Genomic DNA, 24033 nt, shown 5'->3' on the forward strand with positions numbered 1-24033 from the left:
AACGAGAGGAACTCGCATGAGTGCCCACATCACCGTGGAAGAACTGTCCGAGCTGATGAAGACCGCCGCCGGTATCACCGTCAGCCCGCAGCAGCTTCAGGACCGGCCGGACACCGGCTTCGACGACATCGGCATCGACTCGCTCGGCCTGCTCGGCATCGTGGGCGAGCTGGAGAACCGGCACGGCACGCCGATGCCTCCCGACGCGGAGCGCTGCAAGACCCCCCGGCAGTTCCTCGACCTCGTCAACAGCACCCTCATGGCAGGAGCCTGACATGGCCGGACACACGCAGAACGAGATCACGATCGCCGCGCCGGTCGACCTGGTCTGGGACATGACCAACGACGTGGAGCGCTGGCCGCAGCTGTTCAGCGAGTACGCCTCCGCGGAGATCCTGTCCCAGGAGGGGAACAAGTGCACCTTCCGGCTCACCATGCACCCGGACGAGAACGGCACCGTCTGGAGCTGGGTCTCCGAGCGGGAGCCGGACCGCAGCACGCTCACGGTCAAGGCCCGACGGGTCGAGACCGGCCCGTTCGCCCACATGGACATCCACTGGCGCTACGAGGAGGTTCCCGGCGGTACGCGGATGGTGTGGACGCAGGACTTCGCCATGAAGCCGGACGCGCCGGTCGACGACGACTGGATGACCGACAACATCAACAGGAACTCGAAGGTCCAGATGGCCCTGATCCGCGACAGGATCGAGCAGGCCGCGGCCGGGCGCCGGGCCGAGCCGGCCTTCACCACCGACTGAGCCGGACGGAGACGCAGCACATGCACCAGGCCCTCATCGTCGCCCGGATGGCCCCGGGGTCCGCCCCGGACATCGCCGAGATCTTCGCGGACTCCGACCGGGGGGAGCTGCCGCACCTCGTCGGGGTCGCCCGGCGCAGCCTCTTCCAGTTCGGCGACGTGTACATGCACCTCGTGGAGTCCGAGCGGGACCCGGGCCCCGCCATCGCCAAGGTGGCCGGGCACCCGGAGTTCCGGGACATCAGCGAGCGGCTGTCGGCGTACGTCAGCGCCTACGATCCGCAGACGTGGCGTTCCCCGAAGGACGCGATGGCACAGCGCTTCTACGTCTGGGAGCGCGACTGAGCCGGCCGGCTCCCCGTCACCGACCCCGCCGTCCGGCCGTGCCCCGGACGGCCGCGGCCGCCGGGCCCGCAGCGTCGCGGGCCCGGCGGCCGGTGGCCCGTCAGCCGCACCCCTCGGGTCGTGTCACTCGGGGACGGTGCAGTCGAACGCGTGCAGATAGGGGTTGACCGGGCGGACGTCGTCGATGACCAGGCCCGCGGCGGTGATCCGGCTCACCATGCTGTCGGTGGTGTGCTTGGCGCCGCCGACGTTGAGCAGCAGCAGCAGGTCCATGGCGGTGCTGAACCGCATGGAGGGGGTGTCGTCGACGAGGTTCTCGATGACCACGACCCGCGCCCCGGGGCCGCCGGCCTCGATGACGTTCCGCAGGCACCGGGCGGTGCTCTCGTCGTCCCACTCCAGGATGTTCTTGATGATGTAGACGTCGGCCTTCACCGGGATGGCCGCACGGCAGTCGCCGGGCACGATGGTCACCCGGTCGGCGAGGGCGCCGCCGTCGCGCAGCCGCGGGTCGGCGTTCTCCACCACGCGCGGCAGGTCCAGCAGCGTGCCGTGCATCGAGGGGTACTTCTCCAGCAGGCCCGCCACGACGTGCCCCTGGCCGCCGCCGATGTCGGCGACCGACGACGCCGCGGACAGGTCGAGCAGGTCGGCCACGTCCTGCGCGGACTGGCGGCTGGAGGTCGTCATGGCCCGGTTGAAGACGTCGGCCGACTCCGGGGCGTCCTCGTTGAGGTAGACGAAGAACTCCTTGCCGTACAGGTCCTGGACGACGTTGCGGCCGGTGCGCACCGCGTCGTCCAGCTTCGGCCAGGCGTCCCAGGTCCACGCCTCGGTGCACCACAGCGTGATGTAGCGCAGGCTGTTGGGGTCGTCCTCGCGCAGCAGGCGCGACATGTCGGTGTGGGCGAACGTGCCGTCCCCCTGCTCGGTGAAGACGCCGTAGCAGGACAGGGCGCGCAGCAGCCGCCGCAGCGGCTTGGGCTCGGTCTTCACCGCGGCCGCGAGGTCCTCCACGGCCATCGGGGTGTCACCGAGCGCGTCGGCGACACCCAGCCGGGCGGCCGCGCGGAGAGCGGCGGCACACGCCGCCCCGAACGCGAGTTCCCGCAGCCGCATGGACGGCGGTGGGGTGGTTGCGGTCGTCATGCGCCGCCTTCCTTCTTTCGTGGAGCCGTTCAGTGGAGGCGTTCAGTGGTGCAGTTCTGTGCTGCCGTTCGGTGGTGCTGTTGCCGTTCGGTGGGGACGGCGGGTGGTCAGCACAGTCCCGCGGGCCGGGAGGCCCGGCAGGTGTTGCCCGCGAAGGTGTTGTTCCGGGCGGTCTCCTGGTCGACCAGGTCCGCCGGGGAGTTGCCGTCGAGCATGTTCTCGGTGACGCGGTTGCGCTCGCTGCTCGCGCCGACGAAGCTCTTGAACAGCACGACGCCGCCCGACAGCGGCGACTCGCCGGCGTTGCCGGTGACGGTGTTGTGGGTCACCAGCGTGTCCTCGACGCCGGTCAGGACGATGCCGGAGCCCTGGAGGTAGGGCAGACGCGCGGTCTTCGGGCAGTACTTGTTGTTGCCCGTGACGCGGTTGTCGGTGACCGTCACGGCGCCGGCCCTGGGCCGGTTCTCGTCGCCGACGACGAAGACGCCCGCGCAGTTGCCGGTGACGTCGTTGTCGGCGACGACCACGTTGCGCAGGCGCCGGACGGTGGCGCCGATGCGGTTGCCCTCGAGCCGGTTGTCCTCCAGCAGCGTGCCGCCGGCGTCGGTGGCGCCCGCCTCGGTGGTGATGGTGTTGGCGAGGAAGAGGCCCGCGTCGCCGTTGTTCCGGGCGGTGTTGGCCCGGTACACGCTGCGCGCGGCACCCTCCTCGGCGATGCCCCACTGGCCGTTGTTCTCGGCGGTGACCCGGCGCACGGTCAGCCGGTCCGCCGACTGCGCGAAGACCCCGGCGCGGGAGAAGCCGCGCACGGTGAGGTTGGCGACGGTGACGCCCTCCACGGGGCGGTCCTTCGTGCCCGTCACGCAGATGCCGTTGCCGCCCTCGGCGCAGCGGCCGGAGGCCTTCGCGGCCGGCTCGAGCACGGTGTAGCGGCCGAAGCCGCGCAGCGTCACGCCGGACGTGGCCACGTCGACGCTCTCGTGGTAGGTGCCGGGCATCAGCAGCACGGTGTCACCGGGCCGGGCGGCGTCCACCGCCTCCTGGATCGACCCACCCTGACGCACCAGGTGCGTCGTCGGCACGGAGATCTCCGGCGTGGAGACCGGCGGGGCGGCGCCGAGGCCCGCCCCGACGAGCGCAGCGGTGCACGCGAGAAGAATGATATGCCGTTTCGTCATATTCCGTACCGTATGACCGTCGTGGCGGTGCCACCCGGCATCGGCCGTCCGGCGGCGTGTCACCTGCGGGCCGTGGCCGGGTCCGTGACGCGTGCCCGGTCCGCCGCCCCGCGCCGGGGCCGCCGTGAGGGGCCGGGGAAAAGCACGGAATCCGAAGGAGACAGGGGCCGTGCCCAGGGGTTAACGTCCGGCCATGAACAGCTCGGTGAGCGGTGCCGTGAACGGCGGCATCTCCTTCTGGTTCGCGGACGACGGCCTGCCCCCGGTGCGGGAGCCGCTCACCGGTGACGCGGCGGCCGACGTCGTGATCGTCGGGGGCGGGTACACGGGTCTGTGGACCGCGTACTACCTGAAGAAGGCGGCGCCCTTCCTGCGCGTCACCGTCCTGGAGCAGAAGTTCTGCGGCTACGGCGCCTCGGGGCGCAACGGCGGCTGGCTCTACAACGGCGTCGCCGGCCGGGACCGGTACGCGAGGCTGCACGGCCGGGAGGCCGCCGTGCGCCTGCAGCGGGCGATGAACGACACCGTGGAGGAGGTCGTCCGGGTCGCGGCCGAGGAGGGCATCGAGGCCGGCGTCCACCGCGGCGGCGTCCTCGAAGTCGCCCGGACACCCGCTCAGCTGGCCCGGCTGAGGGCCTTCCACGAGCACGAGCTGGCCTTCGGCGAGAAGGACCGCGAGCTGTACGGCGCCCGCGAGACCGCCGAGCGGATCCGGGTGGCGGGCGCCGTCGGCTCCACGTGGACCCCGCACGGCGCCCGGCTGCACCCGGCGAAGCTGGTGAAGGGACTCGCGGCGGTCGTGGAGGCGCTCGGCGTGACGATCCACGAGTCGACGCCGGTGACGGAGATCCGCCCGAAGCACGCCGTCACCCCGTACGGCACGGTCCGCGCGCCCTACGTCCTGCGCTGCACGGAGGGCTTCACGGCCTCGCTCAGGGGCCAGCGGCGCACCTGGCTGCCCATGAACTCGTCGATGATCGCCACCGAGCCGCTGACCGAGGCACAGTGGGACGCGCTCGGCTGGGCGGGCCGCGAGACGCTGGGCGACATGGCGCACGCGTACATGTACGCGCAGGCCACCGCCGACGGCCGGATCGCGCTCGGCGGGCGCGGGGTGCCCTACCGCTTCGGCTCGCGCACCGACCACGACGGCCGCACCCGGGCGGCGACGGTCGACGCCCTGCGCGACGTCCTCGTCGGCCTCTTCCCCTCGCTGGCCGGGGTGCGCGTGGAGCACGCCTGGTCCGGCGTGCTCGGGGTGCCCCGGGACTGGTGCGCCACCGTGACGCTGGACCGGTCCACCGGACTGGGCTGGGCGGGCGGCTACGTCGGCTCGGGGGTCGCCACCGCCAACCTCGCCGCCCGCACACTGCGGGACCTCGTCCGGCTCGACTCCGGCCAGGCGGGCCCGACCGGCCTCACCGAGCTGCCGTGGGTCGGCCACCGGGTGCGCAAGTGGGAGCCGGAGCCGCTGCGCTGGCTGGGGGTCCGGGGCCTGTACGCCACCTACCGCGCCGCCGACCGGCGCGAACTGCGCACGCACAGCGCCCGCTCTTCCCGGCTGGCCCGTGTCGCCGACCGGGTGGCGGGGCGCCACTGACCCGCGGCTGTGGGCCCGTGGCGCGGTTGTCGGTGGCGGGCGGCAGGATGAGCGGCATGGTGAGGAGAGCGACCGGGGCCGCCCGGACCGGCACAGGGGTGAAGGCGGCGCGGCGCCCGGAGGTGCGGCTGCCCGCGCTGGAGCCCTTCGGCTCCGGCGGGCTGGAGCCGGACGGGGACTACGACGGGCTGGAGTTCCGTCAGGCGGACCTCTCCGGGCAGAACGGCGCGGGGGCCCGGTTCATGGACTGCGCGCTGACGGGCTGCGCCGCGGACGAGGCGTCGCTGCACCACGCCCGGCTGCTGGACTCGGTCGTCACCGGGCTGCGTGGCGTGGGCACGGACCTGGCCGAGGCCACCCTGCGCGACGTGGAGCTCGTCGACGTCCGCCTCGGCGGGGTCCAGCTGCACGGCGCGGTCCTGGAACGGGTGTGGATCCGCGGCGGCAAGATCGACTGGCTGAACCTGCGCAACGCGAGGCTGAAGGACGTCGTCTTCGAGGGCTGCGTCCTCGTCGAGCCGGACTTCGGCGGCGCCCGCCTGGAACGGGTGGAGTTCGTCGACTGCGCCGTGAAGGGCGCCGACCTCACCGCCGCCGTGCTCAGGGACACGGACCTGCGCGGCGCCGCCCCGCTGGAGGTGGCCCGCGGGCTGGACCGGCTGGCCGGCGCGGTGATCAGTACGGGGCAGCTCCTCGACCTGGCGCCGCTGCTGGCGGCGGAGCTGGGAATCGCGGTGGAGGACTGAGTCGCGGGCCGTGCCGGGTGCCGCCGACCGGGTCGTGCCCTGCGGTGAGTGGCGGGCCGTGCCCCGCGGTCCATGCCGGGGCGTGTTCGGCGGTGGCTGCCCGGGCGTGCCCGCCGGTGGCGGCCGCCGGGGCGGCCGGCCCGCTCACGGCAGCCGGGGGAAACGGGCCTGCAGCGTCCAGATCGCCGGGTTGTCCGCGAGGTCCTCGTGCAGGTCGCACAGGTCCGCGATCAGGTCGTGCAGGAAGTCCCGGGCCTCCCTGCGCAGCTCGGCGTGGGAGAACGTCAGCGGGGGCTCCTCGGCCGGCATCCAGTCGGCCTCGACGTCGACCCAGCCGAAGCGGCGTTCGAAGAGCATGCGGTCCGTCGACTCGGTGAAGTCCAGCTCGGCCCGCTGGGGGCGTGACGCACGCGATCCGGCCGGGTCGCGGTCCAGATGCTCCACGATGTCGCACAGCGCCCACGCGAAGTCGAGCACCGGCACCCACCCCCAGGCGGTGGACAGCTCCCGGTCCGCCTCGGTGTCCGCCAGATAGACGTCACCGCAGAACAGGTCGTGGCGCAGTGCGTGGACGTCCGCGCGCCGGTAGTCCGTCTGCGGGGGATCGGGGAAACGGTTGGAGAGGGCGTAGCCGATGTCGAGCACGAGGTGATGGTGTCACGCTCCCCGCATAGGATCGCGAGCGTGTCCCGGCACGCGCCTTCCGTCCGGCCCGCGGCGGTCACCTGCGCCCTGCTGGCCCTTGCCCTGACAGCCTGCGACGGCGGCGTGCAGGGCACCCCGGGCGGTTCCGGCGTGCGCGACCCGTACTTCCCCAGGTCGGGCAACGGCGGCTACGACGTCACCCACTACGGCCTCACCCTCTCCTGGGACCAGGGCCGCCGCCGCCTCACCGGCACCGCCGTCGTCACCGCCCGCGCCACGCAGCGGCTGTCCGCCTTCGATCTGGACCTGGAAGGGATGAACGTCGGCGGGATCACCGTCGACGGCGCCGCCGCCCGCTTCAGCCGCGCCGGCCAGGAGCTCACCGTCCGGCCGCGCGACGAGCTCGGCAAGGGGCGGACGTTCACCACGACCGTCCGCTACTCCGGCAGCCCGCGGACGATCACCGACCCGGACGGCTCCCAGGAGGGCTGGCTGCGCACGGACGACGGCGCCCTCGCCCTCGGCGAGCCGACGGGCTCGATGGCGTGGTTCCCCGGCAACCACCACCCGTCCGACAAGGCGGCCTACGACATCGCGGTCACCGTGCCCGGGGACCTGAAGGCCGTCTCCAACGGGGAGCTGACGAGCGAGACCACCGGCCGGGGCCGCACCACGTCCCGCTGGCACGTCGCCGAGCCGATGGCGAGCTACCTGGCCACCCTCGCGATCGGCCGTTTCGACGTCACCCGCTCCACGACGAAGAGCGGCCTGCCCGTCCTCGTCGCCGTCGACCCCGCCCAGGCCGCGGCCGGCCGCGTCGTGCTCGCCAGGCTGCCCGAGGTGATGCAGTGGGCGCAGGACACCTTCGGCCCGTACCCGTTCGCCTCCACCGGCGCCATCGTGGAGCGCCCCGGCGACGCCGGCTACGCCCTGGAGACCCAGAACCGCCCCGTCTTCGCGGGGGCGCCCGACCTCGGCACCTTCGTGCACGAGTACGCCCACCAGTGGTACGGCGACTCGGTCACCCCGAGGACGTGGCGGGACATGTGGCTCAACGAGGGCTTCGCGACGTACGCCGAGTGGCTGTGGGAGGAGGAGCACGGCGGCGCCGGCGCGCAGAAGACCTTCGACGCGCTCTACCGCGGCACCTACTTCGACGACCCCGAGGAGAACGAGGAGATCTGGGCGTTCCCGCCCGCGAGGCCGAGCGGTGCCGCGCACATCTCCGATCCGCCCGTCTACTACCGGGGAGCCATGGTGCTGCACAAGATCCGGCAGCTCGTGGGGGACGACGCCTTCCGCGGCATCGTCCGGGGCTGGGCCGCCGCCCACCGCCACGGGAACGCGGACACCGCCGCCTTCACCGCGTACGTGGAGAAGAGCGCGCCGGACAAGGACTTCGGTGCCGTCTGGGCCGACTGGCTGTACGGCGACGGGAAGCCGGACCGTCCGTGAGGGGCGGTCCGGCACCCGTTCACGGCTGCCGAAATCCCGGCGCCCTGGGCGCGTTTCGCACGCGGTCCCGACGGTGGCCGACGGCGCGCGGGGCCCCGCCACCGGCCGGGGGCCCCGCGCACCGCCGTGTCCGGGGCGGCCTCAGGAGCCGTGTGCCCGTCAGACGTTGACGCCGAAGTCCTGGGCGATGCCGACCAGGCCGGAGGCGTAACCCTGGCCGACCGCGCGGAACTTCCACTCCGCACCGTTGCGGTACAGCTCGCCGAAGACCATGGCCGTCTCGGTGGCGGCGTCCTCGGACAGGTCGTAGCGGGCGATCTCGGCGCCGCCGGCCTGGTTGACGATGCGGATGTAGGCGTTGCGGACCTGGCCGAAGTTCTGGCCGCGGTTCTCGGCGTCGTAGATGGAGACCGGGAAGACGACCTTCTCGATGTCGGCCGGGAGCCCGGCCAGGTTGACGTTGATGGCCTCGTCGTCGCCGGCGCCCTCACCCGTGCGGTTGTCACCGGTGTGGACGATGGAGCTGTCCGGGGTCTGCTTGTTGTTGAAGAACACGAAGTGCTGGTCCGAATAGACCTTGCCCTGCGGGTTGACCGCGATCGCGGAGGCGTCCAGGTCGAAGTCCGTGCCGGTGGTGGTGCGGACGTCCCAGCCGAGGCCCACGGTGACGGCGGTCAGGCCCGGAGCTTCCTTGGTGAGCGAGACGTTGCCGCCCTTGGAGAGGCTTACAGCCATGGTGTGGGAGTCCCTTCCCTCGTTGCGTGATGCCGACGAAGCTACCGGCACTCTGCACAACGCCTAGGGGGGTCCCCTCGGTTCCGGATCTCTTTACCTTTTTTACCCGGCTCGTCCCTCCGCGGGCGGCGGCGGAAAACCGGGTGACGTGAACCGTGGCGGGACGGGAAGATGGGAGCCATGTCCGGTCCGTACGTCGTCCGCGGCTCGGTCTCACTGCCCGAGGCCGAGCTCATGTGGCGTTTCTCGCGGTCGTCGGGCCCCGGCGGACAGCACGTCAACACCACTGACTCCCAGGTGGAACTGCGCTTCGACCTGGCGCGGACGCAGGCCCTGCCCCCGGTGTGGAAGGAGCGGGCCCTGCGCCGGCTGGCCGGCCGGCTCGTCGACGGGGTCGTCAGCGTCCGGGCCTCCGAGCACCGTTCCCAGTGGCGCAACCGGGAGGCCGCCGCCGTCCGGCTGGCCGCGCTCCTGGCCGAGGCGTCCGCGCCGCCGCCCGGGCCGCGTAGACCGACCCGGGTGCCGCGCGGGATCAACGAGCGACGGCTGCGGGAGAAGAAGCAGCGCTCGGAGAGAAAGCGGGGCCGCTCCGGCCGCGACTGGACCTGAGCCGCCCGGCCCGCCACGCCCGGCCGTCCCGCGGGGCCGCGAATGCCCGTCCGTCTCGCCCGGGCCCGGCGCCACGCTCTTGTGCGGGTCCGCCGGGCCGCGGCCGGGTGCGGGCAGGGGAGAGGCCCCGCGCCCCGGCCGGCGGCCGTCGTCACCCCAGGTGCCGGTACCGGCCCTGGTAGTACATCAGCGGGCCGCCGTCCGCGCTCGGGACCCTCGCCGTGAGCACGCGGCCGAGCACCAGTGTGTGGTCGCCCGCCGGAACCCGCTGTTCCGTGCGGCACTCCAGGGTGGCCAGGGCACCCTCCACCAGAGGCGCGCCGGAGACCTCGCCGCGCACGCAGGGGATGTCCTGGAACAGCAGCCGGTCGCTGAGGCGGCCTTTCATGGCGAAGCGGCCGGCGATGTGGTGCTGGCCCGCGGACAGGACGGAGACCGCCCACAGGGGCTGCTCGGCGAGCACGTCGTCCATCCGGGAGCCCGTGCGCAGGCTGACCATGGCGAGCGGCGGGTCGAGAGAGACGGACATGAACGCCGTAGCCGTCATGCCGGCGTCCTCGCCGGCCGGGGCCAGGGGGTCGTCCGGGTCGAGCGGCGCCTCCCGCGCGGTCACCAGGACCACGCCCGCGGCCAGCCGCGACATGGCGGCGCGGAACTCGTCGTCGGTCACTCCCCCAGCATGCCCGGAGTCGGACGGGTCGAAGGGGTCCGGCGAGCCGGGCGAGCCCGGGGGGACGGAGGCGGCGGGCGGGGCGGAGGAAGTGTTCAGCACGGGAAAACGCTAGTCAGCGGCTCGCGCCGGCCGCATCGGCCCAGGGTCCGAAACCGGACCTAGGGCCCAAGGAGGAGCTTTTTCGGCCCGCCGCGCGCGCCCCTCGTGCATCATGTCCACACACTTACAAAGCCTGCGTTCAGGAAAGGCGCAGGGAAACCGCAGGAACTCCACGCAATTATTCACGTTTGGCTGTGACTTGAGTCACAGGGGCGACTAATTGTTGACCCTGTGTACCGGGTGGGCTTCGCGCTGTGATTCAGTGGCGGAGACCACTGCAAGGAAAGATACGCCGAAGAGAACCCTTGATTCGCTGCGAGGTCTCGGGGGGAGGGCGAGCATGGAGACCGAGTCGGAGCCGTATGTCCGCCTTGCGACCCTGCGACAACTGCACCAGGTCATGGCGGACATGAACACCGCGCGAAGCCTGGCCGACACGCTGCAGAGCGTCGCCGACGGCGTCGTGAACGGCCTGGGCTACGAGCTGGCGTGCGTGAACCTCGTCCGCCCCGACGGCGACCTCGTCGTCGCCGCCTTCGCCGGGAACCCCGCCGCCGAGGCGCTCATCACCGGACGCGTCGGCTCGCGCGACTCCTGGGACCGGCGGCTGGCCATGGGCGAGCAGTGGGGCGACCTGGTCTTCATACCGCACACCGAGGGCTGGATCCTCGACGACGACGACGTCCCGCAGTGGTACACCGACGGGCCCGACCCCCGCTTCGAGGACGAGTGGCATCCGGCCGACCGGCTGTTCGCGCCCCTGTACACCCCCGGCGGGCCCGGCGGCGGCTCCGGCGAGCTGCTCGGCGTCATCTCCGTGGACCGCCCGCGCAACGGCCGGCGCCCGGGCGCCTGGGGCCGCGAGGCGCTGCAGATGTACGCCTTCCAGGCCGCCATCGCGATCAGCAACGCCCGGCTGCGCGCTAACATGCAGCGCGCCCTGGTCCGCCTGGAGCGCGAGCAGCAGGCCCTGCGCGCCAGCGAGGAGAGCTTCCGCCAGGCCTTCGAGTACGCGCCCTCCGGCATGGCCATCGCCGAGATGGGCGGCGAGCAGCACGGCCGCATCCTGCGCACCAACGACGCCCTGTGCCGTCTGCTGGGCCGCCCCGCCTCCGCGATGCGCCGCTACTCCTTCTCCGATCTCGTCCACCCGGAGGACATCGGCACCCTGCTGCGGACCTCCGCCGAGGGCGGCCGCGCCGAGCTGCGCCTGGGCCGCCGCGACGGCAGCTACGTGTGGGTGTCCCTGCGCAATTCCGTCGTCGCGGACGCCGCCGACGGCCCCCGCTTCCTGCTCACCCACGTCGAGGACATCGAGGAGCGCAAGCGCCGCGAGCTCCAGCTCGCCCACCGCGCATCCCACGACTCGCTGACCGGCCTGCCGAACTCCGCCGAGCTGCGGGCCCGCCTGTCCTCCCGGCTCTGCCGGCGCCCGCAGTCGGGGTACGCCGGTGAGCTGGACTCGCTCGACGCGGCGTACGGGCACCCCGCCTACGACGTCGGCGGCCACGGCTTCGACTTCCGGCCGGAGGCGGAGGCGTACGACGCCTACGACCACCACGTGCACACCGTCGCCCCCGAGGGGGAGCACGACGACGGCACCAAGGGCCTGGCGGTCCTCTTCTGCGACCTCGACGGCTTCAAGTCGATCAACGACCGGTTCGGGCACAACGCTGGCGACGCCGTCCTCATCGAGGTCGCCCGGCGGCTCAGCAACGGCGTCCGCGACGGCGACACCGTGGCCCGGCTCGGCGGTGACGAGTTCGTCATCCTCGCCGACGGGCTCGGCCGCGCGGACGCCCAGGACCTCGCCGTACGGCTGCGCAACGAGATCATCCAGCCGATCCGCGCCGAGGGCCGCGCCGTCCGCGTCGGCGCCAGCTTCGGCATCGGGTGGGCGCACTGCGGCATGACGGCGGACGAGGTGCTGAAGTCCGCGGACGAACGGATGTACGTCGAGAAACGATCTCGTCCCAAACAGCACCGGCGGGCCGGATGAACCCCGGACGGGCGAGATGATGCGGGCTGTGTGACCCGTCACGGGTCCGCGCCGGGCACCCCCCGTTCGACCGCGTTCGAGCACGCGGGAGGGTACGCTCGCCTTTCCCATCATGTACCGCATCCGACCGCACCTGTTGAGGAGTACCTAGGGATGACGCCCGGCAACAACGGCGCGAGCACGCCCGAGGACGACGACCCGTTCGGCTACCTCTACGCCGACGGTCAGGCCAACGGAGCCCAGCCGCCGTCCGGTGGCTACGGCTACCCGAACTCGGTCAGCCGGGTCCGCACGGTCGGCCAGCGGCAGTACGGCCAGCAGTCCCCCACCGCGCCGTACGGGCAGGCCCCGCAGCAGCAGGGCGCGTACGGTCAGTCGAACGCCCACTACGCCGCCCCCGAGACCCTCCCCGGCGGCGGTCCGGGCGGCCCCCGTGCGTCCTCCTCCCAGGGCGGCGGCTCCCGTGGCCGCGGCCCCAACACCAAGGGCCTGCTGATCGGCGCCGTCGCCGTGGTCGCCGCGGTGGTCGTCGGCATCGGCGTCGTGATGATCGGCGGCAACGACGACGGCAAGTCCGGCGAAGCTGCGGGCGGCGCCTCCCCGACGGCCGAGCAGAGCGACGGCCCGAGCCCGTCGGCGAGCGACAGCGCCGGGGACGAGAAGGACCTGCCGGCCATCGACGCCAAGGCCCTGCAGCTGGGCGGCGGCGCGGTCACCGCGTCGAACGTCAAGGGCGCCCGGGCGGACGGCGGCGTCTACGTCACGAACTTCAACACCGCCGGCGCCTCGGTCACCTGGAACGTCAACGGCATCCCCGAGGACGGCAAGTACACCCTGTTCGTCGGCTACGGCGTCCCCGGCAAGGACGGCACGGCCACGCTGACGGTCAACGGCACCGCGGCCGGCCAGCCCGTCAAGCTGAAGAACTGGGCGAACGCCCCGGCCGGCGACTACGAGAAGGGCTGGACGAAGACGTTCAACTACATCCAGCTCAACAAGGGCACGAACACCATCAAGATCTCGTGCGAGCCGGGCAACCAGTGCGACGCCAACCTCGACCAGCTCTGGCTGGCCAAGGGCTGGGTCAAGTCCGGCTGACCCTCAGGCCGCGCTGGCCTCCGCCGTCACCGCCACCCGGCTCAGCAGCTCCGCGTAGGCCGCCCGGTCGAACTCGCCCGCCACGGGGGACAGGACGCTCGCCGCGGACAGGGCGGTGGCGCGGGCCAGCCGTTCCGGCCAGGGCAGATCCTCGACCAGCGCGGACAGCAGGCCCGCGACCGCGGAGTCGCCCGCGCCCGTCGGGTTGCCGTGGACCCGGGCCGGCGGCGCGGCGCGCCAGCGGCCCTCCGGGGTGACCGCGAGCAGTCCCGCGGCGCCGAGCGAGGCGACCACCGCCCCGGCGCCGCGCCGGCGGGCGTCCTGGGCGGCGCGCGACGGCTCGTGGGAGCCGGTGAGCTCGGCCAGCTCGTCGGCGTTGGGCTTGATGACGTCGGGGCGGGCCGCCACCCCCCGCCGCAGCGCTTCCCCACTGGTGTCCAGCAGCACCGGCACGTGCGCCGCCCGCGCGGCGCGCACCAGCCCGGCGTACGCCCCCACCGGCAGCCCCGGCGGGAGGCTGCCGCACAGGGCCACCGCCGACGCCGGGCCGAGCAGCTCCGCGTAGACGTCCTGGAAGGCGGACCACTCGCCGGCGGCGATGACCGGCCCGGGCTCGTTCAGCTGGGTGGTGTCACCGGTCCGCTCGTCCACGACGGCCGTGGTGCGCCGGGTCGCCCCCGCGACCGGTACCAGCGCGTCCACCAGGCCGGACATGCCCGCGAGCAGGTCGCGCAGCAGGCGCCCGGTGCCGCCCCCGGCGAAGCCGGTGACCGTGACCTCGTGCCCGAGGGCCGCGAGGACCCGGGCCACGTTCACGCCCTTGCCGCCGGGCCGCTCGGCCACCGCGGTCACCCGGTGCGAGGCATGGGGCCGCAGGGACGGCACCCGGTAGGTGATGTCGAGAGCGGTGTTCAGCGTGACCGTCAGGATCACGTCGGCTGCCTCCCCCGGGTGAATGCGCGTGTCGCAAAGTGCCGGAGGCACGATCATGCCAAACGGACGGCGGACGGCCCAGTCCAGGAGTGGCCACCCCCCGCCGTATGGCCGGACGGATCAGCCCAGTTGGGGAGCGACCACCCATTCACCGCGGCGCATCACGCCCGTGACGGCGAAGTCCTCGTCCAGGATCACCAGGTCGGCGTCCTTGCCGGGCTCCAGCGAGCCGATCCGGTCGTCCAGGCCGAGCAGCCGGGCCGGGTTGGCGGACAGGGCGGCCACCGCGTCCTCCACCGGCAGCCCGTCGACCGTGACCGCCCGCTGGAACGCCCGGTCCAGGGTGAGCGTCGAACCCGCGATCGAACCGCCCTCCACCAGCCGCGCCACGCCGTCCGCGACCTCGACCTCCAGCGGTCCGAGCAGGTACCGGCCGTCGCCGAAGCCGGCCGCGTCCATGGCGTCGGTGATGAACGCGACCCGCCCGGCGCCCGCGTGGTGGAACGCCAGCCGCAGGGCGGCCGGGTGCAGGTGCGTGCCGTCGTTGATCAGCTCGACGGTGATCCGCTCGTCCTCCAGCAGGGCGGCGATGGGACCGGGGGTGCGGTGATTGAATGCGGGCATCGCGTTGAACAGGTGCGTGGCCACCGTCGCGCCCGCGTCGATCGCCTGCACCGTCTGCTCGTAGGTGGCGTCCGTGTGGCCGATCGCCGCGATCACCCCCTGGTCGGCGAGCAGGCGCACGGAGTCGAGGCCGCCGGGCAGCTCCGTGGCCAGGGTCATCATCCGGGCCTGTCCGCGCGCGGCGTCGACGAGTTTGCGCACTTCCCCCGGGTCCGGGTCGCGCAGCAGCTCCTCGGAGTGCGCGCCCTTGCGGCACGGCGAGATGAAGGGCCCCTCGAAGTGGACCCCGGCGAGGTCGCCCTGCTCGGCCAGCTCGCTGAGCAGCCCGGCCCGCCGGATGAGGAAGTCCATGTCCCCGGTGACGGTCGAGGCGACCAGCGTGGTGGTGCCGTGCAGCCGGTGGGTGCGGATGCCGCGCAGGACGTCGTCGGCCGTGCCGGAGGTGAACGAGGCACCGCCGCCGCCGTGGTTGTGGAGGTCGACGAAGCCGGGCACCACCCAGTGGCCGCGCGCGTCGGTCACCCGCGCGTCCGCGGGGAGCGGCGCCGGGTCCGCGGCGGGCTCCGGCCGCGCGGCGCCGGCCTGCGTGATCCGGGTGCCCTCGACGACCACGCGTCCGTCGGGCACGACTCCGGTGGGCAGCACCACCCGGGCACCGGCGAGAACCTTGCTGGGGGCCATCAGGCGGTTACCTCCGGGGAGTCGTGGCAGGGGGTCAGGAGATCCTGGGCGAGGAGTCCCGCGCCCAGGCATCCGGCGGTGTCCCCGAGCGCCGCGGGGACGATCGACGGCAGCTTCTGGAAGGTGACGCGCCGCCGGACGGCGTCCCGCAGCGGTGTGAACAGGGTTTCCCCCGCCTCGGCGAGTCCGCCACCGATGATCAGCGTGCGGGGGTCCAGCAGGGTGAGCGCGGTGACCAGCCCGTCGGCGAGCGCGTCCAGAGCCTCCCGCCAGACGGCCCGCGCCCGCGGGTCGCCGGACTCGACGGCCCGCACGCAGTCGGCCGCGTCCGCCGCCGGGTTCCCGGCGGCCTCGGCCCAGGCCTGGCCGACGGCCGCCGCGGACGCGAACCGCTCCAGGCAGCCGCGCTGCCCGCACGGGCAGGCCGCACCCCCGGGCCGGACGACGATGTGGCCGATCTCGCCCGCGAAACCGTGCGCGCCCGCCTCCACCCGGCCGTCGATGCCGATGGCCCCCGCGATGCCGGTGCCGAGCGGGACGAACAGGAACCGGTCGGCGCCGCGCCCCGCCCCGATCCGGCCCTCGGCGAGCCCGCCGGTGCGCACGTCGTGGCCGACGGCCACCGGCGCGCCGGCCAGCCGCTCGCTCAGCAGGGCGCGCAGGGGCACGTCGCGCCAGCCGAGGTTGGCCGCGTAGACCGCGGTGCCCTGCCGCTCGTCGACGATGCCGGGGACCGCGACACCGGCGGCGGCCGCGGTCTCGCCCAGGTGCTCCACGCCCCAGGCACGCAGCTCGGCGGCGAGCGTGAGGATGTCCTCGACGATGGCGTCGGGCCCGCGTTCGCGGCCGGTCGGGCGGCGCACCAGGTGCAGCACGCGCGGTCGGCGGGAGGTGTCCCCGGGCGGCTGGGCGCCGTCCGCCGCGACCAGCGCGGCCTTCATCCCGGTGCCGCCCACATCGAGGGCGATGACGTGTCTCACGGGGGACAGTGTGACCCTTCCCCCCGTGAGAGGTCTAGTCCACTTACGTGGTGTAGACCTAATGTCTGACGATTCGAAAGCTTTCACGTTGTGGGGTCACAGGTTCCGTTCCTGTGCGCCCGGGGCGGTGAGCCGGCAGTGAGCGGGACGGGAGAGGCTGTGCAGCGGCGCAGGACAGGAATGATCGCGGTGGTGTCCGCACTGGGCATGACGGCGGTTCTCGGCGGCTGCGGGAGCACCGGCTCCTCCGGCGTCACCCTCCGGCTGGTCGCCGCCGACTACGGAGACTCCGCGGCCAACAGCTCGCAGAAGTACTGGGACCGGCTGGTGAAGGACTACGAGTCCCGGCACCCGGACGTGCACGTCGAGGTCAGCGTCTACTCCTGGAACGACGTCGACCGCAAGGTCGGGGAGATGGTCGCCGCCGGGAAGGCCCCGGACCTCGCGCAGATCGGGGCGTACGCCGACTACGCCGCCGAGGACCTGCTCTACCGCGCCGACGACCTGCTCTCCATCCCCGTCCAGGGCGACTTCCTCGGCCAGCTCTCGGACGCCGGGCAGGTGCGGCACACGCAGTACGGCATCCCGTTCGCGGCCTCCACGCGCGTCCTGTTCTACAACAAGACCCTCTTCGCCAAGGCCGGCGTCACCCCGCCCAAGACGTGGAGCGGGCTGGCGGCCGCGGCCCGGGCACTGAAGGCCGAGGGCGTGAAGTACCCCTACGCGCTGCCCCTCGGGCCGGAGGAGGCACAGGCTGAGACGATGCAGTGGCTGCTCGGCGGCGGGGGCGGCTACACCGACGACATCGGCACCTACACCCTGGACTCCGAGCGGAACGTCCAGACCTTCACCTGGCTCAAGGACGAGCTGGTCGGCAAGGGGCTCACGGGGCCGGTGAAGCCCGGCGAACTCAATCGCGCGGACGCGTTCGCCGCGTTCGCCGCCGGCGACGTCGGCATGCTCAACGGCCACCCGACGCTGATACAGCAGGCGGCGAAGAAGGGCGTGAAGTTCGGCACGGTGCCGATGCCGGGCCGCGACGGCACGCCCAAGACGACCATGGGCGTCACGGACTGGATGGCGGCGTTCAAGAAGAACGGCCACCGCGACGAGGTCGGCGACTTCCTCGACTTCGTCTACAGCGAGAAGAACGTCCTGGACTTCTCCCGCGAGTACGACCTGCTGCCCGTCACCGAGTCCGCGTCCGAGGCCATGGCTCAGGCGGAGCGGGACAGTAAGCTCCGGCCGTTCCTGGAGGAGCTGCCGGTCGCCCACCTCTACCCGGTCGGCAAGACGTCGTGGGGGCGGGTGAGCGCGGACATCAAGAAGACGATCGGGCAGGCGGTCGCCCCGGACGGCAGCCCCTCGGCGGTCCTCGGACGGCTCCAGGCGACGGCGTCCGCAGCGGACAGCGCGGCCGAGTAGGCGAACGCCTCCGCCCGCCGCCCTTCCGGGTCGCGGTCGGCAGCGGCCCCGCGGGCGCGGGTGCGGCCGGGCGGTGACCCGCCGTGGTGTCGGTGGCCGGGGTTACCGTGCCGGTATGGACGACCAGGAGCGGCTCGGCGGCAGGGAACGGGACATCCTCGCGCTGGAGCGCCGCGGTTTCGCCGGGCCCGGCGCGAAGGAGCGGGCGATCCGTGAGGAGCTCGGGCTGTCCCCCGTGCGCTACTACCAGCTGCTCAACGCCCTCCTCGACGACACACGGGCGCTGGCGCACGATCCGGTCACGGTGAACCGGCTGCGGCGGGTACGGGAGAGGCGGCGCGGGGAGCGGTGAGCCGCGGGTGCCGCACGCGGCGCCGGCACCCGGCGCGCGACCGGTGACCGTTCCCGGGGCTGCCGCCTCCGTCCCCCGGTGTCGCCGCCGCCCGCGCCGAGCTGCCCGGTCTCCGGGACCGGGTCGGCGCCTGGCAGCGGCGCGGGGCGACCGGCCCGCGCCGTCGTGGCCGTCGCCGGTCGCGGTGGGCTGTCGGCGTTCCCGTCGTGCCGTTCGGGACGACAGGCCCTTCGGGCAGGCGTGCGGTCGGGGCGCGCTGGATAGGTTCGCCGTATGGGCAGCCACGACACGGACTCGACCAACCCCAGGCACCTCCTGCCGACGCCCGCCACGCAGGCCGGCCGGGACGGGCTCGACGCGATGCTCGCGCAGCCCGGCAAGGCGCTGATCGCGCTCGACTTCGACGGGACCCTCGCCCCGATCGTGCCGGACCCGGACCAGGCCCGGGCGCACCCGGACGCGGTCCCCGCGCTGGCAGCGCTCGCCCCGAAGGTGGGCGCCGTCGCGGTGGTCACCGGCCGCCCGGCCGGGGTCGCGGTGCGCTACGGCGGCTTCGCGGGCGTGCCCGGTCTGGAGCACCTCGTCGTTCTCGGCCACTACGGTGCCGAGCGCTGGGAGGCCGCGACCGGCGAGATCGTCGCGCCGCCCCCGCACCCCGGCGTCGCCGCCGCCCGCGCCGAGCTGCCCGGTCTCCTGGACCGGGTCGGCGCCTGGCAGGGCACCTGGATCGAGGAGAAGGGCCGGGCCGTCGCCGTCCACACGCGCCGCGCCGAGGACCCGCAGGCCGCGTTCGAGCTGCTCCGCGAGCCCCTCGCCGGCCTCGCCGACCGGCACGGGCTGGTCCTGGAGCCGGGCCGGCTGGTCCTGGAGCTCCGCCCGCCGGGTGTGGACAAGGGGGTGGCGCTGTCGGAGTACGTCCGCCGCGTCGGCGCCGGCTCCGTCCTCTACGCCGGCGACGACCTCGGGGACCTGCCCGCCTACGCCGCCGTCGACACCCTCCGCGCGGACGGCGTGCCGGGCGTCCTGGTGTGCAGCGGCAGCACCGAGGTGACGGAGCTGGCGGACCGGGCGGACCTGGTGGTGGACGGCCCGGCGGGCGTGGTGGAGCTGCTGAGGGCCTTGGCGGAGCGGCTGCCCTGAGACCGCCGTCCCGCTCCCGGCCACACCGGGCGCGGGCACGGCTCCGACCGACCGAGCGCCGTCCCGCTCCCGGCCGCACCGGCCCCGGGTGTGCCGACAGGGCGGGCCGGGCGGCGGGCCCGGGTGCGCCGGGCATGACGGGACCGACCGGGCCCCGGGTGTGCCGGGCATGACGGGACCGACCGGGCCCCGGGTGTGCCGGGGCCCGGTCGGTCCGGTGGGCGGCGTCAGGCGGGGCGGGCGTTCAGTTCGTCGAGCTGGTCCAGGAACCACTGGGCCGGCGGGAGCGCCGTCGCGGCCGCCGCCAGTCGCTTCGAGCGCTCCGCCCGCTCGTGCTCCGGCATCCGCAGCGCCTCGTGCAGCGCCTCCGCCGTCCCGACCACGTCGTACGGGTTGACGACGATCGCGTCCTCGCCCAGCTCCGCGTACGCCCCGGCCTCCCGGGACAGCACCAGCGCGCAGCCCGCGTCCGACACGACCGGCACCTCCTTGGCGACCAGGTTCATGCCGTCCCGGATCGGGTTCACCAGTGCCACGTCCGCCAGCCGGTAGGCGGCCAGCGAGCGGGCGAAGTCGTCCCTGACGTGCAGGACGACGGGCGTCCACCCGGGCGTGCCGTACCGTTCGTTGATCTCCTCCGCGAGCCGCCGCACCTCGGCCGTGTACGCGCGGTAGACGGCGAGGTCCTGGCGGGAGGGGTAGGCGAAGGCCACGTGGACGACCCGCTCGCGCCACTCGGGGTGGTCCTCCAGCAGCCGGCGGTAGGCCAGCAGGCCGCGCACGATGTTCTTCGACAGCTCGGTCCGGTCGACCCGAACGATCGTCCTGCGCGGCGCGCCGTCGGGCCCGGTGCCGATCTCCTCGCTCAGCGCCGTCATCCGCTCCTCGACGTCGGTCCGGTGCGAGCGCTCCCGCAGGTACGCGGCGTCGGCGCCCAGTCCGTGCACGCCCACCCGCGTGTCCCACAGCCCGCCGACGATCTCCTCGCAGCAGCCGGTGAACGCGTCCGCCCACCGCCGGGTGAGGAAGCCCAGCCGGTCGGCGCCCAGCATGCCGCGCAGCACCTGCTCGGCGATGTCGTCCGGCAGCATGCGGAAGTAGTCGACGGGCGCCCACGGCGTGTGGGAGAAGTGGCCGATGCGCAGGTCGGGGCGCAGATCGCGGAGCATCCCCGGTACCAGGGTGAGGTGGTAGTCCTGGACGACGACCGCCGCGCCCTCGGACGCCTCCTCGGCCAGCGCCTGGGCGAAGGCCCGGTTGTAGGCCTCGTAGGAGGCCCACTGGCGGCGGAACTCCGCGTCGAACACCGGTTCGAGTGGCGTCTGGTACAGCATGTGGTGGACGAACCACAGCACCGAGTTGGCGATGCCGTTGTAGGCGTCGGCGAAGGCGTCGGCGTCGATGTCGAGCATGCGGACCTGCTGGCCGCCGGTCGCGTCGGCCGGCAGCCGGCGGCCGCCCTCGAAGCGGCGTGCCGCCTCGCGGTCGGCGTCGCTCAGGGCGGCGCACACCCACACCGCGCCCGCCTCGGGCCCGATCGCCGACAGCCCCGAGACCAGCCCTCCGCCTCCGCGTCGGGCGTGCAGCGAGCCGTCCTCGCGCAGCTCGTACGAAACCGGGCCGCGATTGGACGCGACCAGCACCTCGGCACCGTGCATTGAAGCCATACGCCTCAACCTAGCCCGGCCCGGAAACGCTCAAACGTACGGTTCCGGTTCGTACCGGCCGAACAGGAGGCGGCGGCGGTTTTCACGCCACTCTCCGGGACGCGTACTCGGCGACCTCGACCATCGGCGGCCGCTCCTCGGTGTCCACCGCGTACGTCCGTGGTGCGAAGCCGTGCTCGACCCGCTCGAACTGGGTCAGGGACGGGCGGACCAGATGGCCGCGCGCCAGGCGCAGTTGCGCGGTGCGGTAGATCGCGGCGGCCATGCGGCCCAGCGCCTGCCCGTCCTGGTGGCGGTGGAGCCGCACGCCGACGTCGACCTGGGCGAGGGCGTCCAGCCCCACCAGGTGGAGCGCGTCGACGAGCATGCCGAGCTCGACCCCGTAGCCGACGGGGAACGGCAGCCGTTCCAGCAGCGAGCGACGGGCCGCGTACTCGCCGCCGAGCGGCTGCACGAAGCCGGCCAGCTGCGGCCAGTGCATGTTGAGCAGCGGCCGGGCCATCAGCTCCGTGACGCGTCCGCCCTGCCCGGCCGGCACGCTGTTCGCCTCCTGGCCGGCCAGGGCCAGCGGGCGGTCGTACATCGCCTTGACCAGGTCGACGCCGGGGTCGGTGAGCAGCGGGCCGACGATCCCGGTGACGAAGTCGGAGGAGAACTCCCGCAGGTCCGCGTCGACGAAGCAGACGATGTCCCCCTTGGTGACGAGCAGCGAGCGCCACAGCACCTCGCCCTTGCCGGGCACGGCGGGGATGCGCCGCAGTATCCCGTCGCGGTGGACGACCCGGGCGCCCGCGGCGGCGGCGACCTCGGAAGTGCGGTCGGTGGAGCCCGAGTCGACCACGACGATCTCGTCGACGAGCGGGGCCTGCACCACGAGGTCGCGGCGGACGGCGGCGACGATGTCGCCGACCGTCTCCTCCTCGTTGAGGGCGGGCAGCACCACGCTGACCGACGACCCGCCGGCGCGTTTCGCGGCCAGGAGGCTGTGCAGCGGACGATCGGTGACGGACCAGGAGCGGGTCCTGAGCCAGCGCTCGACTTCTTCCAGCATGGTCGGCGGCTCCCTCACTGATGCCTCGGATCACGGTGACGGAACGCTCGGTCCGTGACCCGTCTCGCGGTTCGGACGTTTCTCTGAACTGTCCTGGCCTTCGGTTACAGTCTTGAACAACGCGCGTGACCGTCGCATGTCGGGGGGCCGCCGCGCGCCGACAATCACATACCGCTCATCCAGAGGGGCAGAGGGACACGGCCCGATGAAGCCCCGGCAACCCTCCAGCCGGTTCTCGTGACGATCGCTGTGCGTGCAGGATCGTCTCCGCGAGGCTCCCGGCTAGGGAAGGTGCCAAATCCGTCTCACGGCGAGATGCGTCGTGAGGAAGATGAGGAGAAAGGGCCTCGCCTCACATGGCTGTGCAGACTGTTGCAAGCAGCACCGGATCCACCGTCGACCTCGGCCCCGCCGCGGCCCTGAGCTGTCGCGAGTGCGGTCACCGTGTCCCCCTCGGACCGGTCTTCGCGTGCGAGGAGTGTTTCGGCCCGCTGGAGATCGCCTACGACTTCTCGGCCTACGAGACCGAGGAGCTGCGCAGGCGGATCGAGGCGGGTCCCGCGAACATCTGGCGCTACGCGCCGCTGCTGCCGGTCCCCGCGGACGTGGCGACCAAGCCGAACCTGAACCCGGGCTGGACCAAGCTCGTCAAGGCCGACCACCTCGCCCGTGAACTCGGCGTGACCGGCGGGCTGTACGTCAAGGACGACTCCGGCAACCCGACGCACTCCTTCAAGGACCGCGTCGTCGCGCAGGCCCTGGAGGCCGCCCGCGCCTTCGGCTTCACCACCCTGTCCTGCTCCTCCACCGGCAATCTGGCCGGCGCCGTCGGCGCCGCGGCCGCCCGGGCCGGTTTCCGCTCCTGCGTGTTCATCCCGCACGACCTGGAGCAGGGCAAGGTCGTCATGGCCGCGATCTACGGCGGCGAGCTCGTCGGCATCGAGGGCAACTACGACGACGTGAACCGCTTCTGCTCCGAGCTGATCGGCGACCCGGCCGGTGAGGGCTGGGGCTTCGTCAACGTCAACCTGCGGCCGTACTACGCCGAGGGCTCCAAGACGCTGGCCTACGAGATCTGCGAGCAGCTCGGCTGGCGGCTGCCCGACCAGATCGTCGTCCCGATCGCCTCCGGCTCCCAGCTCACGAAGATCGACAAGGGCCTGCAGGAGCTGGTCCGGCTCGGGCTGGTCGAGGACCGGCCGTACCGGATCTTCGGCGCCCAGGCCGAGGGCTGCTCGCCGGTGTCCACCGCCTTCAAGGCCGGCCACGACGTCGTCCGCCCGCAGAAGCCGAACACCATCGCCAAGTCGCTGGCGATCGGCAACCCGGCCGACGGCCCCTACGTCCTCGACATCGCGCGCCGCACCGGCGGCGCCGTGGAGGACGTGAACGACGATCAGGTCGTCGACGCCATCCGGCAGCTGGCGCGCACCGAGGGAATCTTCGCGGAGACGGCGGGCGGCGTGACCGTCGGCGTGACGAAGAAGCTGATCGAGGCGGGCGTCCTCGACCCGGCCCTGACGACGGTCGTCCTCAACACCGGTGACGGCCTGAAGACCCTGGACGCGGTGGCGGGCACGGGCCCGACCGCGACCATCCGCCCGACCCTGGACTCCTTCCGAGAGGCTGGCCTCGCATGAGCGTGACCGTTCGCATCCCGACCATCCTGCGCACCTACACCGGCGGCCGGGCCGAGGTGACGGCCGAGGGCGCCACCCTCGCCGAGGTCATCGAGCACCTGGAGAAGAACCACACCGGCATCGCCGCCCGGGTGCTGGACGACCAGGGCAAGCTGCGCCGCTTCGTCAACGTCTACGTCAACGACGACGACGTCCGGTTCGAGCAGGGCCTGCAGACCGCCACCCCCGACGGCGCGGGCGTGTCCATCATCCCGGCCGTCGCCGGAGGCTGATCATTACCCTCGGTAACGCCCGTCACCGCGCGTATGCCGCATTGCCCCCTCCGTGAGAGAAACGGAGGGGGCAATTCCGTGTGATTGAGCGCGGTAGAGTTGGGGAACGCGTCTCCGGTCCGCGCACCGGACGCCTTTCATTCCTGCCGCACGCCCGACAAGAAGTAGCCAAAGTCCGGG

The 24033-nt window shown here is 73.2% G+C and carries 24 protein-coding genes and 1 riboswitch; of the genes, 14 read left to right on the forward strand and 10 right to left on the reverse strand.

All coding sequences use genetic code 11. The features are described 5' to 3' along the window. Positions 1–16: 16 nt before the first annotated feature. Genes ACWDNY_RS04240 through ACWDNY_RS04250 form a run of 3 tightly spaced genes read left to right on the forward strand, consistent with a single transcriptional unit; the run spans position 17 to position 1102 of the window. Positions 17–274: an acyl carrier protein gene (locus ACWDNY_RS04240; protein ID WP_451644163.1), complete on the forward strand. Its 258-nt coding sequence runs from the start codon at positions 17–19 to the stop codon at positions 272–274. Position 275: 1 nt separating this feature from the next. After that, positions 276–758, forward strand: coding sequence for an SRPBCC family protein (locus ACWDNY_RS04245; protein ID WP_451644164.1), 483 nt, complete (start codon positions 276–278; stop codon positions 756–758). Positions 759–778: 20 nt separating this feature from the next. Next, complete coding sequence (locus ACWDNY_RS04250; RefSeq protein ID WP_451644165.1) at positions 779–1102, forward strand: TcmI family type II polyketide cyclase; 324 nt, start codon at positions 779–781, stop codon at positions 1100–1102. Positions 1103–1225: 123 nt separating this feature from the next. On the opposite strand, the gene ACWDNY_RS04255 is transcribed toward ACWDNY_RS04250, so the two are convergent. Then, the gene (locus ACWDNY_RS04255; protein ID WP_451644166.1) at positions 1226–2251 is read right to left on the reverse strand and encodes a methyltransferase; all 1026 of its coding nucleotides are present in this window, start codon (positions 2249–2251) and stop codon (positions 1226–1228) included. A 107-nt stretch (positions 2252–2358) separates the two neighbouring features. After that, a complete protein-coding gene (locus ACWDNY_RS04260) occupies positions 2359–3429 on the reverse strand; it encodes a right-handed parallel beta-helix repeat-containing protein (RefSeq protein ID WP_451644167.1) in 1071 nt (356 codons plus the stop codon). Positions 3430–3622: 193 nt separating this feature from the next. Between ACWDNY_RS04260 and ACWDNY_RS04265 the strand changes: the two genes are divergently transcribed. After that, a complete protein-coding gene (locus tag ACWDNY_RS04265) occupies positions 3623–5029 on the forward strand; it encodes an NAD(P)/FAD-dependent oxidoreductase (RefSeq protein ID WP_451644168.1) in 1407 nt (468 codons plus the stop codon). 56 nt (positions 5030–5085) lie between these two features. Then, positions 5086–5775: a pentapeptide repeat-containing protein gene (locus tag ACWDNY_RS04270; RefSeq protein WP_451644169.1), complete on the forward strand. Its 690-nt coding sequence runs from the start codon at positions 5086–5088 to the stop codon at positions 5773–5775. Between the two features lie 144 nt (positions 5776–5919). Here the strand turns inward: ACWDNY_RS04270 and ACWDNY_RS04275 are convergent, their stop codons facing one another. Continuing rightward, complete coding sequence (locus tag ACWDNY_RS04275) at positions 5920–6420, reverse strand: hypothetical protein (RefSeq protein ID WP_451644170.1); 501 nt, start codon at positions 6418–6420, stop codon at positions 5920–5922. Positions 6421–6426: 6 nt separating this feature from the next. Between ACWDNY_RS04275 and ACWDNY_RS04280 the strand changes: the two genes are divergently transcribed. Then, positions 6427–7875, forward strand: a complete 1449-nt coding sequence (locus ACWDNY_RS04280) for a M1 family metallopeptidase (protein WP_451644171.1) — start codon at positions 6427–6429, stop codon at positions 7873–7875. A 159-nt stretch (positions 7876–8034) separates the two neighbouring features. Here ACWDNY_RS04280 and ACWDNY_RS04285 read toward each other — a convergent pair whose 3' ends face one another. Continuing rightward, on the reverse strand, positions 8035–8610 hold the full coding sequence (locus ACWDNY_RS04285; protein WP_451644172.1) for a TerD family protein: 576 nt from the start codon (positions 8608–8610) through the stop codon (positions 8035–8037). A gap of 171 nt (positions 8611–8781) precedes the next feature. Here ACWDNY_RS04285 and arfB point away from each other — a divergent pair, with 171 nt between their 5' ends. Further along, positions 8782–9219, forward strand: coding sequence for an alternative ribosome rescue aminoacyl-tRNA hydrolase ArfB (arfB, locus tag ACWDNY_RS04290; protein ID WP_451644173.1), 438 nt, complete (start codon positions 8782–8784; stop codon positions 9217–9219). A gap of 151 nt (positions 9220–9370) precedes the next feature. On the opposite strand, the gene ACWDNY_RS04295 is transcribed toward arfB, so the two are convergent. Further along, positions 9371–9991, reverse strand: coding sequence for a flavin reductase family protein (locus ACWDNY_RS04295; RefSeq protein ID WP_451644174.1), 621 nt, complete (start codon positions 9989–9991; stop codon positions 9371–9373). 340 nt (positions 9992–10331) lie between these two features. Here ACWDNY_RS04295 and cdgB point away from each other — a divergent pair, with 340 nt between their 5' ends. Next, positions 10332–11990: a diguanylate cyclase CdgB gene (gene cdgB, locus ACWDNY_RS04300; protein WP_451644175.1), complete on the forward strand. Its 1659-nt coding sequence runs from the start codon at positions 10332–10334 to the stop codon at positions 11988–11990. A gap of 153 nt (positions 11991–12143) precedes the next feature. Further along, the gene (locus ACWDNY_RS04305) at positions 12144–13088 is read left to right on the forward strand and encodes a CBM35 domain-containing protein (RefSeq protein WP_451644176.1); all 945 of its coding nucleotides are present in this window, start codon (positions 12144–12146) and stop codon (positions 13086–13088) included. Between the two features lie 3 nt (positions 13089–13091). Here the strand turns inward: ACWDNY_RS04305 and ACWDNY_RS04310 are convergent, their stop codons facing one another. From ACWDNY_RS04310 to ACWDNY_RS04320, 3 genes are all read right to left on the reverse strand, one after another. Next, the gene (locus tag ACWDNY_RS04310) at positions 13092–14021 is read right to left on the reverse strand and encodes a 1-phosphofructokinase family hexose kinase (RefSeq protein WP_451644177.1); all 930 of its coding nucleotides are present in this window, start codon (positions 14019–14021) and stop codon (positions 13092–13094) included. A 120-nt stretch (positions 14022–14141) separates the two neighbouring features. Further along, positions 14142–15326 carry an N-acetylglucosamine-6-phosphate deacetylase gene (gene nagA, locus ACWDNY_RS04315; RefSeq protein WP_451644178.1) on the reverse strand — a complete coding sequence of 395 codons (1185 nt, stop codon included), beginning with the start codon at positions 15324–15326 and terminating at the stop codon, positions 14142–14144. Next, positions 15326–16306 carry an ROK family protein gene (locus tag ACWDNY_RS04320; RefSeq protein WP_451644179.1) on the reverse strand — a complete coding sequence of 327 codons (981 nt, stop codon included), beginning with the start codon at positions 16304–16306 and terminating at the stop codon, positions 15326–15328. Before ACWDNY_RS04320 ends, nagA begins: the two co-directional genes overlap by 1 nt. 159 nt (positions 16307–16465) lie before the next feature. On the opposite strand from ACWDNY_RS04320, the gene ACWDNY_RS04325 reads away from it, so the two are divergent. The 3 genes from ACWDNY_RS04325 (at position 16466) to otsB (ending at position 19223) form a co-directional block, all read left to right on the forward strand. Next, a complete protein-coding gene (locus ACWDNY_RS04325; protein WP_451644180.1) occupies positions 16466–17731 on the forward strand; it encodes an extracellular solute-binding protein in 1266 nt (421 codons plus the stop codon). 115 nt (positions 17732–17846) lie between these two features. Beyond that, on the forward strand, positions 17847–18083 hold the full coding sequence (locus ACWDNY_RS04330) for a DUF3263 domain-containing protein (RefSeq protein WP_451644181.1): 237 nt from the start codon (positions 17847–17849) through the stop codon (positions 18081–18083). 273 nt (positions 18084–18356) lie between these two features. Then, entirely contained in the window at positions 18357–19223 is an 867-nt protein-coding gene (otsB, locus tag ACWDNY_RS04335; RefSeq protein WP_451644182.1) for a trehalose-phosphatase, read from the forward strand. A 227-nt stretch (positions 19224–19450) separates the two neighbouring features. Here otsB and ACWDNY_RS04340 read toward each other — a convergent pair whose 3' ends face one another. Both ACWDNY_RS04340 and ACWDNY_RS04345 read right to left on the reverse strand, forming a co-directional pair. Next, positions 19451–20890 (reverse strand): alpha,alpha-trehalose-phosphate synthase (UDP-forming), encoded by a 1440-nt coding sequence (locus ACWDNY_RS04340; RefSeq protein ID WP_451644183.1) that lies wholly within the window; start codon positions 20888–20890, stop codon positions 19451–19453. Positions 20891–20972: 82 nt separating this feature from the next. Continuing rightward, positions 20973–21941, reverse strand: a complete 969-nt coding sequence (locus ACWDNY_RS04345; protein WP_451644184.1) for a glucosyl-3-phosphoglycerate synthase — start codon at positions 21939–21941, stop codon at positions 20973–20975. 172 nt (positions 21942–22113) lie between these two features. Next, positions 22114–22279, forward strand: a riboswitch (SAM riboswitch). Positions 22280–22297: 18 nt separating this feature from the next. Here ACWDNY_RS04345 and thrC point away from each other — a divergent pair. Both thrC and ACWDNY_RS04355 read left to right on the forward strand, forming a co-directional pair. Further along, positions 22298–23581, forward strand: coding sequence for a threonine synthase (thrC, locus tag ACWDNY_RS04350; RefSeq protein WP_451644185.1), 1284 nt, complete (start codon positions 22298–22300; stop codon positions 23579–23581). Further along, on the forward strand, positions 23578–23853 hold the full coding sequence (locus ACWDNY_RS04355; protein WP_361500198.1) for a MoaD/ThiS family protein: 276 nt from the start codon (positions 23578–23580) through the stop codon (positions 23851–23853). The genes thrC and ACWDNY_RS04355 overlap by 4 nt, the downstream gene beginning before the upstream one ends. Positions 23854–24033 lie beyond the last annotated feature (180 nt).

Source organism: Streptomyces sp. NPDC003697, assembly GCF_053587115.1.